This is a genomic window from Streptomyces sp. CBMA29 (genome assembly GCF_014596445.1).
GTDB lineage: Bacteria > Actinomycetota > Actinomycetes > Streptomycetales > Streptomycetaceae > Actinacidiphila.
On record NZ_MECL01000021.1, the window covers coordinates 16164 to 31226 of the forward strand.

Genomic DNA, 15063 nt, shown 5'->3' on the forward strand with positions numbered 1-15063 from the left:
ATGATCGTCATCGGCGGCGGCCTCGGCGGGCTCTCCACCGGCTGCTACGCACAGATGAACGGCTACTCCAGCACGGTGCTGGAGATGCACGAGATCCCCGGCGGCTGCTGCACCGCGTGGGACCGGGGCGCGTACACCTTCGACCCCACGGTCAGCTGGCTGCTCGGTTCCGGCCCCGGCAACGAAATGCACCGGATCTGGCTGGAGTTGGGTGCGATCCAGGGCAAGCGGATGCGGACCTTCGAGACGTTCAACACCGTCGTGAGCCGCGACGGCCGCGCGGTGCGCTTCTACTCCGACCCCGACCGGCTCCAGGCCCACCTGCTCGAACTCTCGCCGCAGGACGGCCCGTTGATCCGCCGCTTCTGCGCGGGACTGCGCGCCTTCCGCACCTGCCTGACCAAGTACCCGTTCCTCACGCCGGTTCCGTTGATGGGCCGCCGGGAGCGGCTGCGGATGCTGGCCCGGTTCGTGCCGTACGCGAACATGCTACGCCGTGCGATGTCCGAGCCGATGACGGACTTCTCCGCGCGGTTCCGCGAGCCGCTGCTGCGTGACGCGTTCAACTACATCCTCTACGAGAAGCACCCGAGCTTCCCGCTGCTGCCGTTCTGGTTCCAACTGGCCAGCCACGCCAACCGGTCCGCAGGGGTTCCCGAGGGCGGCTCGCTCGCCCTCGCCCGTTCCGTCGAGCAGCGCTACCAGCGGCTGGGCGGCGACATCGTCTACAACGCGAAGGTCACCGAGATCCTGGTCGAGGACGACCGCGCGGTCGGCGTACGGCTGAGCGACGGCAGCGAGCGGCGGGCCGACATCGTGGTGTCCGCGTGCGACGGCCGTACCACCGCGCTCGACCTGCTCAAGGGCCGCTATCTGGACGAGGGTTACCGCACGCTCTACACCCGCACCGTGCACGACACCGAGATGGTCTTCCCCGGTTACGTCACCGTCTTCCTCGGCCTGCGCGCGCCCTTCCCGCACGGCGACCCGTGCTCCACCTATCTCCTCGACGACGAGCAGGCCGCCCGGCTCACCGGCATCAGGCACCCCAGCCTCAACGTGCAGTTCCGCAGCCGCCATTACCCCGAACTCTCGCCACCAGGCACCGCCGTGGTCTACGCGAGCTACTTCTGCGACATCGCGCCCTGGCGCGCGCTGAGCACCGGCCCCGAGCAGTCCAGCAGGGTGCGGCGCGGGGTCGAGACGCACACCCTCGCGGTGGGGCGTGGGCGCGCGTACCAGCAGGCCAAGCGGCGGGTCAGGGACACCGTCGTCGAAGTGCTGGAGCGGCACTACCCCGGCATCGGGCAGACCGTCGCCGTACGGGACGTGTCCACCCCGCTCACCCAGGTCCGCTACACCGGCAACCACGACGGCACGGTGCTGGGCTGGCAGCCCTTCATGGCCAGCGGCGAGGCCGTCGAAGAGCAGATCCGCAAGCACGGGCCCGGCCTGCCCGGCCTGCGGAACTTCTACCTCTCCGGGGTGTGGGCCACCAGCGGCGGCCTCATCCGGGCCGCGGCGGCGGGACGGCACGTCATGCAGTACGTCTGCCGGGACGACGGCCGGACGTTCCGCGCCGCGGTGGACGAGAGCGCGCCGTCGCCGACGCAGGTCTTCGAGGAGGTCGGTCCGTGATACCGGAGCGCCGAGCGCCGACCGACCGCCGTACGAAGCCCGAATCCGTCCCATCGTGAAGCCCGAACCCGAAGGAGCCACCACCGTGACGAGTCACCCTCCCAGGGCCGACAAGGTGAAGGTCGACAAGTGGATCGTCCAGGAGCACGTCGAGGGAGTCCCCGACGTCGAGCGGATGTACCGCAAGGTGACCGAGGAGGTCGAAGTCGCCCTCGCCGACGACGAGATGCTGCTGCGCACGCGTTACGTGTCGGTCGACCCGTACCTGCACGGCATCGCGTTGGACACCCCGATCGGCGACCACATGGGCGCCGACTCGGTGATGGAGGTCGTCGAGGCCGGGCCGAGCGCCCGGTTCGCGGTGGGCGACCTGGTCCAGGGCTTCGGCGGCTGGCGCAGCCACGTCGTCAGTGACGGCGCGGCCTGGCAGTGGACCGGGACCTTCCCGATGGTCTTCCCGGCCTTCCGCCGCCTGGAACCGGCGCACTACGACGAGGTGTTGCCGCTGTCCGCGGCGCTCGGCGTGCTCGGCGGGTCCGGCATGACGGCGTGGGGCACGATGACCAGATTCTTCAGCGTCCGCCCCGGCGACACCGTGGTCGTCAGCGGTGCGTCCGGCCAAGTCGGCTCACTGGTGGGCCAGTTGGCCAAGCGCGCCGGGGCGCGCGTGGTGGGCACCACCGGAACCCCCGAAAAGGCCGGGTATCTGGCCGAGTTGGGCTTCGACGAGGTGTTGGAGTACCGGCACGGGGACGACCTTGAGGCAGTACGCGAAACGCTCCTGAAGGCGGCGCCCGACGGCGTGGACAAGTACTTCGACAACCTCGGCGGCGGCTTCACCGACATCGTCTTCGGCATGCTCAACGTCGGCAGCCAGGTCGCCGTCAGCTGGCAGTGGTCCAGCCAGGTCGGCCAGGAGTGGCACGGGCCACGGCTGTTGAACTACATCATGTTCCCGCGCGCCACCATCCGCGGCATCTTCGCGCCCGAATGGTTCACCGACGACAACTGGGCCGCGCTGCACGCCGAACTCGGCGGCGCCGTCCGACGCGGCGAGATCCACTACCGGCAGACCGTCCACCAGGGCTTCGACGCCATCCCCGACGCCTACCGCAGCCTCTACGCCGACCGGGCGGCCTCGCGCGGCAAGGTGCTGGTGGAGCTGTGAAGCGGGTGCGGCCCCGCCCTACGACCACCCCGGAGGAATCATGACCTTCAGCCTCAAGCAGGCCCAGCGCTTCACCGAGGGGCCCACCCGCGCGGCCGGGCGACCGCCCGCCATGCCGTACCCCGACGGCTGGTTCGCGGTCGCCCACTCCGCCGAGCTGACGCCCGGCACCGTCCTGACCCGCCCGCTCCAGGGCGAGGACGTGGTCCTCTACCGGCTCCGCGACGGCGCCGTGCGCGCCGTCCGCCCGTACTGCCCGCACCTGGGCACCCACCTCGGCCTGTCCGACGTCGAGGGCGACGACCTGGTCTGCCCCTTCCACCGCTTCGCCTTCGGCCCGGACGGTACGTGCGTACGTACGCCGTACGGCGCGCCGCCGTCGTCCGCCGCCCTCACCCGGCTGCCGGTGCACGAGGCCGACGACGCCGTCTACGTATGGCGGCACCACGACGACGCGCCGCCGCAGTGGGAGCTCCCCGCCCTGCACACCCTCGGACACGTACCGCCGCGGACCACCACCTGGGAGATCTCGGGTCACGCCCAGGACGCGCTGGAGAACGCCGTCGACCTCGGCCACTTCTCCGCCCTGCACGGCTGGCGGGACTTCGAGCTGACCGAGCCCGTCTCCTTCGAGGACCGCGGCTTCCGCGTCTCGCTCCGGGTCCGTGAACGCTTTCCCCTGCTCGGCGACACCGCCCTCGAAGTGACGCTGGAGGGCAGCGGCATCAGCCGACTCCACGTCTGCACGGCGATCCCCCGGATCGGCCTGCGCACCTGCTCGATGATCCTGCCGACGATGATCGCCCCGAACCGCTTCCAACTCCGTCAGTCGTGCCGCATCGCCTTCTCCGCCCCCCGCGCGCTCCCCGCGCCTCTCGCCCGCCTCCTGACCCGCACGGCACCCCGCCTCCTGAGCGGCACCGCCCTCCGCGCCAGCCGCACCTTCGTCTCCGAGGACTTCCCGATCTGGGACACCAAGCAGTACCAGTCCCCGCCGCGCCTGGCCCAGGGCGATGGCCCCATCGGCCCCTTTCGCCACTGGTCCCGCCAGTTCTACCCCCCGACCCAGATCGCCTCGCCCGAGGCGGACCGGAAGGTCGTGCTGTCATCAACGGCACTGTCGGGTGCCTCGGGAGGCTGCTGACCCGACGTCTGCGGGCAACTGCCTGACAGTTGACGCCTGGATTTCAGGAACCGGAAGGGGACTGCGGAAGCCTTGACGCCGAGGCGCGTTCGATGACGGTGCGGGTGCCCGCGTGGCTGCGCGCCTTCAGGCGCTACTGTGCGCCGACCCGCTCCTGGAGCACGGCGAGGACGTCGCGGGCGGCCGTGGGGCCGGTGTTGAGGTAGAAGACGTCGTCGTCGACGGGGACTGCGGTCTTGTCGGCGACGGCACGCAGGGTGGGCCACAGGGGGGCATTGAGGAGGGCGGCCGACTTTGTGGCGGCGTTCTGGACGCCGTAGAACAGCCAGTCCGCGTCGGCGCGGTCGAGTTGTTCGTTGCTGATGTCCTCGGAGGTCTTGGCGAACCGCTGGCTGGTGGGGCGTTGCAGTCCGGCGTCCTCGGCGATGCCGCCGGTGAAGGAGGGGACTCCGAAGACCCTGAGCCGGTTGCCGTTCATGCGGAGGAAGGAGACGGTGACGGGCTTCTTCAACCGCTCGCCGAGGGTGGCGGCGTCGGCGTGGAAGCGGTCGAGGAAGTCCTGTGCTTCCTGCGTCTTGCCGACGGCGTCGGCGAGCAGCAGGAAGTCCTGCTTCCAGTACAGGCCGGTGCCCTGGGTGGCGACGGTCGGGGCCAGGGCGCTGAGCGAGGTGTAGAGCGCCTTGGCGTCCTTGCCCGCGGTGTTCATCAGGATCAGGTCGGGCTTGACGTTGGCGATGGCCTCCAGGCTCGGCTCGAAGCGCGTGCCGACATCGGCGACGGACGCGATCGCCTTGGCGTCCCTCGGGTACGCCGTCTTGAGGTAGGCGGGGATCAGGTCGGCGCCGTCGCCCCGTGTGGAGGCCACCGGCACGATCCCGAGGGTGAGCAGCGCGTCCGCCTGGCCGGTGGAGATGACGACGACCTTCTTCGGGGCCGTCGTGAGGGCGGTCTTGCCCTCGAAGTGCGCGACGGTCCTTGGGAACACCCCGTCCTTCGCGCCGCTGCCCATGCCCGCGGGAACGGACCGGGGCGAGGTGTGGGTGCCTGACGCGGCGGTCGGAGACGGGGAACTGCCTCCCGTACCGGCGCTGTTGTCCGTCTTCGTACCCGAACAGCCGGTAAGGGCGACCAGGGCGCCCAGAGCTGTGACGGAGACGAGCCGCAGGACCTGACGGTGGTTGAGTCTGCTCATGGAGGATAGCTTAGGCTTACCTAAGTAGTGCGCTCGGTCGGTCGACCGGTGGGCTGCATCACACAGGCCACACAGGCCATGCAGATCCCTCAGGTCATGCAGATCGCTCAGATCGCTCAGGGAACGTGAGACGTGTCGCCGCGCCATCGGAGAGAACACCACCAGTGAAGACCACCTCGGAACTGCCGCGGGCGCGGCGACGGAAGCGACAAGAGCCGCGGCAACAACAGCCGTACGCCTCAGCGGTGGGCCGGCCCGACAGCGACCGGACGCGCCCGCGACGCGACGCTCGCAACACCAGGCTGGTCCTGGGCTGGGTGGCGTGCGTCCTCGCCGTGACCGCGCTGGCCCTGGTCAGCCTCGCCGTGGGCTCGCGCACCGTCCCGCTGGACGGCGTGTGGCGGGCCGTGACCGGGCGAGGTGACGCCACCGAGACCGCCATCGTCTGGCAACTGCGCATGCCCCGCACCGTATTGGGCTGCGTCGTGGGCGCCGCGCTCGGCGTGGCGGGGGTGGTGATGCAGGCGCTGACCCGTAACCCCCTGGCCGAACCCGGACTCGCCGGAGTGAACGCGGGCGCGTCCTTCGCCGTCGTCCTGGCCATCTCGCTGTTCGGGGTGACGCGGACGTCCGGCTACGTGTGGTTCGCCTTCGCGGGCGCCGTACTGGCCGCGCTCGCCGTCCACGGGCTCACCCGGCACGGCGCGTCCGCCGGGGCGCACACCCGACTCGTGCTGGCGGGCGCGGCCCTGTCGGCCACCTTGGGCGCGGTCACCGGCATTCTCACGATGTTCGACACGAACACCTTCGACTCGTACCGGTTCTGGGTGGTCGGCGCGCTGGAGAACCGCGGAACTCCCGCGCTGGTCGCGGCCGTTCCCTTCGTCGCCGCCGGGACCGCCCTCGCCCTGCCGCTCGGCCCCGCGCTCAACGCCCTTGCCCTCGGCGAGGACCAGGGCTCCGCCCTGGGCGTCCGTACCGGTGTGGTGCGTACCGCGGGCCTCGCCTCGGTCATCCTGCTGTGCGGAGCCGCGACGGCGGCGGCCGGTCCGATCGCGTTCGTCGGACTCGTCGTACCGCACGCGCTGCGGATGTTCCTCGGCCCGGACGTGCGCTGGCTCCTCGCCTACGCGATACCCGCGGGCGCGGCGCTCGTCCTCGCCAGTGACATCGCGGGACGGGTGGCGGCTCGGCCGGGCGAGATCGAGGCGGGCATCGTCACGGCGTTCATCGGCGCACCGGTCCTGATGTGGCTCGCCAACCGGACCAAAGCGGTACGGATATGAGGCCGGGGGCGGAGGCTACCCGCCGCGCCGCGCATCTGGTGCTGGCCCTGCCGGGCGGCAGGTCGGTACGGATCGCCCGCAGGTCGTACCGGACCGGGCTGTGCATGGCGGCGGCGTGCCTGCTGGTGTGCGCGCTGAGCGTGTTCACCGGGACCTACCACATCAGCGCGGTACGGGTGCTGGAGGTGCTGGCGGGCGGCGGCGACACCACCGACCGCTTCATCGTGATCGACCAGCGGGTGGCCAGGCTCTGCGCGGCGCTGCTGGTCGGCGCGTTGCTGGGGCTGGCGGGCGCCCTGTTCCAGACGCTGTCCCGTAACCCGCTGGGGAGCCCGGACATCATCGGGTTCACCACCGGTTCGACCACGGGAGCGCTGACCGTTCTCCTCGCGGGCGGTGCGGGCGGCGCGGGCACGGGGCTCGGGACCGGCGGCGGCGCGCTGCTCGGCGGCCTGGCCACCGCCGTACTCGTCCAGTTGATGTCCAGCGCGCGGGGCGGGACCGGCGGCAGTCGCCTGGTGATCACCGGCATCGCGATGGGGGCGATGCTGGCGTCCGTGAACGACTACCTCATCACCCGTGCCGACATCGAGTCGGCGGAGAGCGCGAAGGCGTGGACGTTCGGCAGTCTGAACGCGATCACCTGGAACCAGGTGGCACCCGCTGCGCTCGCCTTCCCCGTGCTGCTCGCCGCCACCGCCGTACTGGCCCGCCCCCTGCGCATGACGGAGATGGGCGACGACACCGCGGCCGGGCTCGGCATCAGGACCGAGCGGGTCCGCGTCGCCGCCCTCTTCGTCGGCGTGGCCCTCACGGGCACCGCCATCGCCGTCGCCGGCCCCATCGGCTTCCTCGCCCTGGCAGCCCCGCAGTTGGCACGCCGTCTGGCCCGCGTTCCTGGCACGCCCGTGGCGACAGCCGCGCTGACCGGAGCCCTGCTCCTGTGCACAGCCGATTATCTGGCCCAGCGGCTCCTGGCCCCCTTCCAGATCCCGGTCGGCCTCCTGACCGGAGCCCTCGGCGGCCTCTACCTGATGTGGCTCCTGTGGCGCCAGAACTGACCACGGCGGTCGGCTCCCGCTCAGGCCAACGCCCAGCCGCACGTACGTCATATGTGCGTGCGAACGCGTCCCGCGCCTACGGACGGACGTCGCTCTCCTCGGGGTCCTCGTCCGCGTCTTCCTCCAGCTCCACCGTCAGCTCGGTGTCGGTATCGCGCCAGAAGGTCTCCGCGTCGCGCAGGATGTCCTTCACGATCCGCCACTCGCGCGGCTTGGCCGCCGCGTAATCCTGCCAGCCCTCGATCCGCAGCCGCCGCCCGTCGGACCCGACCGGCCACCACGACAGGTCGGTGAGGCAGTCCGCGAGCGCGTCCCAGTTGCGGCCGAACCAGTCCGGCAGGTGCAGCCGCTCGGTGCAGCGGTCCATGAAGGACTGGCGGTCGGCGACACCGGTCAGATCCAGTACGAGGGCGTCGCCCGGCGGTGTGGTGGCGGTCATCGCAGCACCGCCTCGAAGCTCTGGTAGTGGTCGGAGGTGTAGAAGATCTCGCCGTTGCGGCCCGTCACGAGCCGCCGCGCGCCGCGGTCCGGGGCGTCCGGGGTCGGCACCGTGTACTCGTGGTAGTAGCCGCGGGTCCTGGCGGGCAGTTCCTTCTCGTAGTTGCCGAAGACGATGCCGTCCCTGCTGTACGGGTACGGTCCGCCGCGGTCGATCAGGGTCAGCGTGGTGCGGGCCTCGGGGGGCAGGTCGGCGGGGTGCACCACGTGGTGGCCGTCGGCCCAGGCGGGGGTGGACGAGGCGTGGGCGGCCCGCCCGGAGCTGTGGGCGGCCGGGACCACGGTGGGGCTCGCGCAGCCGCCGAGGAGCACCCCGAGCAGAGCGAGCAGGCAGGTGGCGAGCACGGCGGCGCCCGCGCGTGGAACGGACCGCAGCAGCATGCCGACGATGCTGCCACACCTGATCACTTCCAGCGCGGAACGGCGCGGGGTGGTCCCTCACGGGTGCCCGCAGGTCGGTCCGGTCAGCCGTGAGCGGGTGCCGGTCCGTCGTGGGTCGGTGCCGGTCCGTCGTGGGTCGGTGCCGGGCCGGTCGGCGGGCTGCTGGCCGTCCCTGTGTGGCGCCGAAGCCTGAGGGGTCAGGGCACGTCGGGGTCGGGGCGGTCGAGGGCGGGGCGGGGGGCGGGGGCGGTGGAGTGCAGGAGGTGGTCGGCGGCGGCGGTGTCCGTGACCAGGCTGGTGACGAGGCCGGAGCGGAGTACCGCGTCGATGGCGGCGGCCTTGCGGCGACCGCCCGCGATGGCCAGCACCTCGGGGATCCGGCGGAGCCGGTCGGCGTCGATGGTGATGCAGCGCTCGCCGAGGTCGCGGCCGACCCTGCGGCCCTGGGCGTCGAAGAGGTGCGAGGACATCTCGGCGGCGACGCCGAGGCCCGCGTAGTGCTCGCGCTCCTCGTCGGTGAGGGCGTCGTGGACGGTGGAGACGCCCGCTTCCCAGGAGCCGACGGAGACCACGGCGACGGTGACCTTGTCGAAGTAGCCCATGGCGGCGGCGATGCCGCTCTGGGCGCGCAGGGCGCTGGCGGTCGCGGGGTCGGCGAGCACCATCGGCGCGTACAGCGGGTGCGCCTCGCCGCCGGAGACGGCGGCGGCGGTGCGTACCGCCTCGACGGAGCCGCGCTCGGTGGTGCCGACGTCGTACACGCCGGTGAGCTGGACGACGGTGCAGGGCGCGAGCCGGTCCAGCGCGTTGGCCATGGTGATGATGGAGCGGCCCCAGGCCAGGCCCAGCACGTCGCCGTCGTCCACCAGCTCGCCGAGCAGGTCTGCGGCGACGGCGCCCAGGTTCTCCGGGTCGGGCGCGTCCGCCTGGTCGGGCGGGGTCTCGACGACGACGGCGTGCCGCAGGCCGTAGTGGGCGCGCAGGGCGTCGGAGCGCTCGGCGTCCAGCTCGGCGGGGACGCGGATCTCGATTCTCACCAGGTCGCGTTCGAGCGCGGTCTCCAGGACTCTGGCCACCTTGAAGCGGCTGACCCCGAACTCCTCGGCGATCTGGATCTTGGACTTGCCCTCCAGGTAGAAGCGACGTGCCATCGCCGCCGCCTGGACCATCTCGCCGGGGCCCATGCGCACCTGTGTGCGGCCTGTGCTCACGTCGGTTCTCCCCAGTCGCCTATCTGATCCGCGTTGCCCCATGTGATCCGCTCCGCGCTCATCCTCGCAGATCGTGCCCTGTTACGGGCGCGTAGCGAAGACGCTTCCGCCCGTGGTAACCCCCGGTAGGCGCCCCCGTCACCGGGGCACTTCCACGGCCGCCGCCGCGGCCTGCTCGCGCAGCGCGCGGACCGCGGCGGCGGGGTCGTCCGTGCCGTACACCGCGGAGCCCGCGACGAAGACGTCGGCGCCCGCCTCGGCGCACCGCTCGATGGTCTCGGCCGAGACGCCGCCGTCGACCTGAAGCCACATGTCGAGGCCGTAGCGGTCGATCAGCGCCCTGGTGCGGCGGATCTTCGGCAGCATGATGTCGAGGAACGCCTGGCCGCCGAAGCCCGGCTCGACCGTCATGATCAGCAGCATGTCGAGTTCCGGCAGCAGGTCCTCGTAGGGCTCGACCGGGGTGGCGGGCCTGAGCGCCATCGACGCCCGCGCGCCCTTCGCCCGGATCTCCCTGGCGAGCCGGACCGGGGCCGCCGCGGCCTCCACGTGGAAGGTGACCGAGCCCGCGCCGGCCTCCACGTACGCGGGCGCCCAGCGGTCCGGGTCCTCGATCATCAGGTGGCAGTCGAGCGGCGTCTGCGTCGCCCTGCTCAGGGACTCCACGACCGGCACCCCCAGCGTGAGGTTCGGGACGAAGTGGCTGTCCATCACGTCGACATGGAGCCAGTCGGCGCCCTCGACCGCCTTCGCCTCCTCGGCGAGCCGCGCGAAGTCGGCGGAAAGAATGCTGGGGTTGATCTGCACGCTCATGGGTCCAGCAAACCAGATCCGGAGGACCTGTGTTCCCACCCACCGGTCCCGCCAACCCTCGGACACGGCACGAACTCCAGTGCCATGCTGGTGCCGATCACTCTCCGGCACGGTCCGGCGCCCCCCAGGGCGTCGCGTCGGACGGCGGGGGGACAACACCACGAGCGGGCCCGGGGGGCACTCATGGCGGGCGGAGCGGGACGAATGGCGCACGTCGTCTGCGGGCGGCGGAGCAAGTGGGTCGTGCTCGGCCTGTGGATCGTCGTACTGGTGGTGGTCTCGCCGCTGGCCCAGAAACTCACCGACGCGCAGAAGAACGACTCGGCGAGCTGGCTGCCGAGCAAGGCGGAGTCCACCCAAGTGCTGGAGCTCCAGAAGCAGTTCGTGCCGGAGAGCGCGCCCGCGGTCGTCGTGTACTCCCGGCCCGGCGGCCTGACCGACGCCGATGTGGCGAAGGTCGGCGAGGACGCCGCCTCGGTCAAGTCGCTGACCGCGCACGGCATCGTCGGCAGCCGTACGGTCGGCCCGCAGCTCGACCGGCAGACCGCGCCGCGCGCCGCGCTGCTCATCGTGCCGATCACCATCGACCCGAGCGGCTGGAGCACCATCGCGGACGCGGTCAAGCAGCTCAGGTCCACCGTCGGACAGGGCGACGACGGGCTCCAGGCGCACATCACGGGCCCCGGCGGCTTCTCCGCGGACTCCGCCGACGCCTTCGCCGGGATCGAGGGCACCCTGCTGTACGCGGCCCTCGCCGTCGTCGTCGTGATCCTGCTGATCACCTACCGCAGTCTGAGCCTGCTCTTCGTGCCGGTGCTGTCCGTGATCGGCGCGCTGTTCACGTCGGAGGCGGTGATCTACCTCCTCGCCGAGCACGCCGGTCTGGTGGTCAACGCCCAGAGCGCGGGCATCCTCACCGTCCTGGTGTTCGGCGCGGGTACGGACTACGCGCTGCTGCTCGTCGCCCGCTACCGGGAGGAGCTGCGCAATCACGAGGACCGGCACGAGGCGATGGCGCTCGCCCTGCACCGGGCGGGCCCCGCGATCATCGCGAGCGCGGCCACGGTGGCGCTGAGCATGCTGTGCCTGCTGGCCGCCGACATGAACTCGACCTCCGGGCTCGGCCCGGTCGCCGCGATCGGTGTGGCGGTGGCCCTGCTGGCGATGCTCACGCTCTTCCCCGCCCTGTTGGTGATCTTCGGCCGCTGGGTGTTCTGGCCCGCGATCCCGCACGTGGGCAGCGCGGAGCCGACCAAGGCCGGTGTGTGGTCACGGATCGGCACGGCGGTCGGCCGCAGGCCGCGGTCGGTGTGGATCACCACGGTGGTCGTGCTCGGCGCGCTCGGCCTCGGGCTGTTCTCGCTGAAGGCGACCGGCCTGTCCAGCGCGGACAGCTTCACCGACACCCCGGACTCGGTGGTCGGCCAGAAGGTGCAGTCCCGCTACTTCCCGGCCGGTGGCGGCCAGCCGCTGGTGGTGATCGCGCGCGCGGGCGCCGCCGACGAGGTGCGTACGGCACTGGCCTCGGTGAAGGGCGTCGTGCCGGGGTCGGTCGGCACCCCGCCGGGCGTGGCCGCGCGGAGGGACGGCCGGGTCTATCTGGAGGCCACTCTCGCCGACCGCGCGGACAGCGGGGCCGCCCAGCGGACCGTCCGGCTGGCCCGCGACACCCTGCACCGTGTCCCCGGCGCGGACGCCCTGGTCGGCGGCGGGACGGCGGTGCAGAAGGACACCAACCAGGCGGCGAGCCGCGACAACAAGCTGCTCATCCCGCTGATCCTGCTGGTCGTCCTGCTGATTCTGGGGCTGCTGCTGCGGGCCCTGGTGGCGCCGCTGGTGCTGATGGCCACGGTCGTGCTGTCCTTCGGCGCCGCCCTCGGCGTCAGCTCGCTGGTCTTCCGGCACGTGTTCGGATACGCGGGCGAGGACACGGCGTTCCCGCTGTTCGTCTTCGTGTTCCTGGTGGCGCTGGGCATCGACTACAACATCTTCCTGATGACCCGGATCCGGGAGGAGACCGTCCAGCTCGGCACCCGCGACGGCGTCCGTACCGGCCTCGCCGCCACCGGCGGGGTGATCACCTCGGCCGGGCTCGTCCTCGCGGGCACCTTCGCGGTGCTCGGCACGCTCCCGGTGGTCGGTTTCGCCGAGATCGGTTTCGCGGTCGCCTTCGGCGTCCTGCTCGACACCTTCGTCGTCCGCTCGGTGCTGGTCTCCGCGATCACCCTGGACCTGGGCCACCGGGTGTGGTGGCCCAGCAGGCTCGACTCGCCCCGGGGCACCCCGGCGGCGGCGCGGGAGGAGGACCGGGAGCAGCCCGCGGAGAGCCACTAGCCGCGGATGCGGATGCGGATACGTATGCGGATACGGATACGGATACGGATACGGACATGGCCGCGGGCGCGTCAGCGCTCGTGGCGGGTGTTGAGGCGGGCCGCCTGCCGGGTCAGGTGGTCGCGCTCGGCGAGGTTCGGCGCCTTCGTGGCCGCCCGCGCGTACAGCCGGGCCGCCGTCGCCAGGTCGCCGTCACGCTCGTGGAGATACGCGGCTACCGCCGTGTGCCGGGGCAGCGAGTCGTCCAGCGCGGCGAGCGCCGCGAGACCGGCGCGCGGTCCGTCCGCCTCGCCGACCGCCACCGCCCGGTTGAGGCGGACGACCGGGCTGTCGGTCAGGGCCGCCAGTTCGTCGTACCACTCGACGATCTGCGCCCAGTCCGTCTCCTCGGCCGTCGGCGCGTCCGCGTGGAGCGCCGCGACGGCGGCCTGGGCCTGGAACTCGCCCAGCCGGTCGCGGGCCAGGGCCGACTGAAGGATCTCGACGCCCTCGGCGATCGCCCCGGTGTCCCACCGGCCGCGGTCCTGTTCGGCGAGCGGTACGAGACCGCCGTCGGGCGCGGTCCTGGCGGCCCGGCGGGCGTGGTGCAGCAGCATGAGGGCGAGCAGCCCCGCCACCTCGGGGTGGTCGATCACGGCCGCGAGCCGCCGGGTGAGCCGGATGGCCTCGGCGGACAGGTCGACATCGCCGGAGTAGCCCTCGTTGAAGACCAGGTACAGGACCCGCAGCACCGTGGCGACGTCGCCCGGCCGGTCGAACCGCACGCCGGAGACGGTGCGTTTGGCCCGGCTGATGCGCTGCGCCATCGTCGCCTCGGGCACCAGATACGCCTGGGCGATCTGCCGGGTGGTCAGGCCGCCGACGGCCCGCAGGGTGAGCGCGACCGCCGACGACGGCGTCAGCGACGGGTGCGCGCACAGGAAGTAGAGCTGGAGGGTGTCGTCCGCGCCGGGGGCTGGCCCGCTCTCCGGTTCCTCGTCGACCAGGTCCTCACGCCTGCGCCGGGCCGTGTCCGCCCGCGTCGCGTCGAGGAACCGTCGCCAGGCCACCGTCACCAGCCAGCCCTTCGGGTCACGTGGCGGATCGTCGGGCCAGACGCGTACCGCTTCGACCAGTGCGTCCTGCACCGCGTCCTCGGCCGCCGCGAAGTCGGCTCCGCGCCGGACGAGGATCGCGAGCACTCCCGGGGTGAGGCTCCTGATCAGAGCCTCGTCCATCAGTGGGGGCACCCCGTGACGGTGGGGTGCGCGCCGAGGAACGGACGCAGCTCCAGCCATTCGTGGATCGGCTTCCCCCCGGCGCCGGGCGCGGCCGACAGCTCCCCTGCCAGTGCGAGGGCGCGCTCGTAGGTGTCGACGTCGATCACCATCCATCCGGCGATGACGTCCTTGGTCTCGGCGAACGGCCCGTCGGTGACCGGCGGACGCCCCGCGCCGTCGTACCGCACGAACGTCCCCTCGGGCGCGAGCGCCTGGCTGTCGACGTACTCGCCGGTCTCCTCGAGGCGGGTCGCGAAGTCGTTCATGTACGTCACGTGCGCCGAGATCTCCTCGGGCGTCCACTGCGCCATGGGTACGTCGTTCACCGGCGCCGGGGCGCCCCGGTAGTGCTTGAGCAGCAGATACTTCGCCATGGTGCTTCTCCTCGGTGCGGATGCGACCCATTGTGGTCGCGCTTCACCTCGGGGACGGAGCCGTGCGCGGGTTCTCGACATCGCCGCCGTGTGTTTTTCGCCCGCGCAGCTGAACGCGGGCGAGCAGCACCCGGCGGGCAGCACCCGGCCCGCGGTCAGGCCGTACGGCGCAGGAGGGCGAGATACATCGCGTCCGTGCCGTGCAGGTGCGGCCAGAGCTGGATGTCGGGGCCGTCGCCGAGGGCGGGGACACCGGGCAGCAGCGGGCGTACGTCGATGCGCTCGGCGGCCGGGGCGCGGTCGTCGCGGAGGATGTCGTCCACGACGGCGCGGGTCTCCGCCAGGTGCGGGGAGCAGGTCGCGTAGCCGACCACGCCGCCGACCCGTACGGCGTGCAGGGCCTCGGTGAGCAGGCCGCGCTGGAGGGGGCCGAAGGTGGGTACGTCCTCGGCGCGCCGCCGCCAGCGGGCCTCGGGCCGGCGGCGGAGCGCGCCGAGGCCGGTGCAGGGCACGTCGACCAGGACGCGGTCGAAGGAGCCCTCGGCCCAGGCCGGGCGGGTGCCGTCGGCGACCACGACCTGGTACGGGCCGGGGTTGCCCGCCAGGGTGCGGGCCACCAGGCGGGCGCGGTGGGGCTGCTTCTCAGCGGCGACGAGTTCCGCGCCGCGCTGGGCCGCGAGGGCCGCGAGCAGCGCGGCCTTGCC

At 72.2% G+C, this 15063-nt stretch carries 13 protein-coding genes and 1 pseudogene; 6 read left to right on the top strand and 8 right to left on the bottom strand.

Annotation, left to right across the window (positions count from 1 at the left end; all coding sequences use genetic code 11):
* The 3 genes from BGM09_RS03230 to BGM09_RS03240 all read left to right on the top strand — a co-directional run bounded on the left by BGM09_RS03230 (position 1) and on the right by BGM09_RS03240 (position 3950).
* The gene (locus BGM09_RS03230; RefSeq protein WP_188279848.1) at positions 1-1638 is read left to right on the top strand and encodes a phytoene desaturase family protein; all 1638 of its coding nucleotides are present in this window, start codon (positions 1-3) and stop codon (positions 1636-1638) included.
* Between the two features lie 115 nt (positions 1639-1753).
* Positions 1754-2806, top strand: a complete 1053-nt coding sequence (locus tag BGM09_RS03235) for an MDR family NADP-dependent oxidoreductase (RefSeq protein WP_188279849.1) — start codon at positions 1754-1756, stop codon at positions 2804-2806.
* Between the two features lie 40 nt (positions 2807-2846).
* A complete protein-coding gene (locus BGM09_RS03240) occupies positions 2847-3950 on the top strand; it encodes a Rieske 2Fe-2S domain-containing protein (protein ID WP_188279837.1) in 1104 nt (367 codons plus the stop codon).
* Positions 3951-4083: 133 nt separating this feature from the next.
* On the opposite strand, the gene BGM09_RS03245 is transcribed toward BGM09_RS03240, so the two are convergent.
* Positions 4084-5142, bottom strand: coding sequence for an iron-siderophore ABC transporter substrate-binding protein (locus BGM09_RS03245; protein ID WP_188279838.1), 1059 nt, complete (start codon positions 5140-5142; stop codon positions 4084-4086).
* A 245-nt stretch (positions 5143-5387) separates the two neighbouring features.
* Here BGM09_RS03245 and BGM09_RS03250 point away from each other — a divergent pair, with 245 nt between their 5' ends.
* Both BGM09_RS03250 and BGM09_RS03255 read left to right on the top strand, forming a co-directional pair.
* The gene (locus BGM09_RS03250; RefSeq protein WP_188279839.1) at positions 5388-6428 is read left to right on the top strand and encodes a FecCD family ABC transporter permease; all 1041 of its coding nucleotides are present in this window, start codon (positions 5388-5390) and stop codon (positions 6426-6428) included.
* Positions 6425-7489: a FecCD family ABC transporter permease gene (locus BGM09_RS03255; RefSeq protein WP_188279840.1), complete on the top strand. Its 1065-nt coding sequence runs from the start codon at positions 6425-6427 to the stop codon at positions 7487-7489. The genes BGM09_RS03250 and BGM09_RS03255 overlap by 4 nt, the downstream gene beginning before the upstream one ends.
* Positions 7490-7565: 76 nt before the next feature.
* Here the strand turns inward: BGM09_RS03255 and BGM09_RS03260 are convergent, their stop codons facing one another.
* The 4 genes from BGM09_RS03260 to rpe all read right to left on the bottom strand — a co-directional run bounded on the left by BGM09_RS03260 (position 7566) and on the right by rpe (position 10392).
* Positions 7566-7928 (bottom strand): barstar family protein, encoded by a 363-nt coding sequence (locus BGM09_RS03260; protein WP_188279841.1) that lies wholly within the window; start codon positions 7926-7928, stop codon positions 7566-7568.
* Positions 7925-8368 (bottom strand): ribonuclease domain-containing protein, encoded by a 444-nt coding sequence (locus BGM09_RS03265; protein ID WP_188279842.1) that lies wholly within the window; start codon positions 8366-8368, stop codon positions 7925-7927. The genes BGM09_RS03260 and BGM09_RS03265 overlap by 4 nt, the downstream gene beginning before the upstream one ends.
* Positions 8369-8565: 197 nt before the next feature.
* Positions 8566-9579, bottom strand: coding sequence for a sugar-binding transcriptional regulator (locus BGM09_RS03270; protein ID WP_188279843.1), 1014 nt, complete (start codon positions 9577-9579; stop codon positions 8566-8568).
* A gap of 138 nt (positions 9580-9717) precedes the next feature.
* Entirely contained in the window at positions 9718-10392 is a 675-nt protein-coding gene (gene rpe / locus BGM09_RS03275; RefSeq protein ID WP_188279844.1) for a ribulose-phosphate 3-epimerase, read from the bottom strand.
* A gap of 183 nt (positions 10393-10575) precedes the next feature.
* Here rpe and BGM09_RS03280 point away from each other — a divergent pair, with 183 nt between their 5' ends.
* Positions 10576-12726: an MMPL family transporter gene (locus BGM09_RS03280; RefSeq protein ID WP_188279845.1), complete on the top strand. Its 2151-nt coding sequence runs from the start codon at positions 10576-10578 to the stop codon at positions 12724-12726.
* A 71-nt stretch (positions 12727-12797) separates the two neighbouring features.
* Here BGM09_RS03280 and BGM09_RS03285 read toward each other — a convergent pair whose 3' ends face one another.
* From BGM09_RS03285 to BGM09_RS03295, 3 genes and pseudogenes are all read right to left on the bottom strand, one after another.
* The gene (locus BGM09_RS03285) at positions 12798-13943 is read right to left on the bottom strand and encodes an RNA polymerase sigma factor (protein ID WP_188279846.1); all 1146 of its coding nucleotides are present in this window, start codon (positions 13941-13943) and stop codon (positions 12798-12800) included.
* Complete coding sequence (locus BGM09_RS03290) at positions 13943-14359, bottom strand: YciI family protein (RefSeq protein ID WP_223186240.1); 417 nt, start codon at positions 14357-14359, stop codon at positions 13943-13945. The genes BGM09_RS03285 and BGM09_RS03290 overlap by 1 nt, the downstream gene beginning before the upstream one ends.
* A gap of 155 nt (positions 14360-14514) precedes the next feature.
* Positions 14515-15063: pseudogene (locus BGM09_RS03295) on the bottom strand (rRNA cytosine-C5-methyltransferase); the annotation flags it as partial.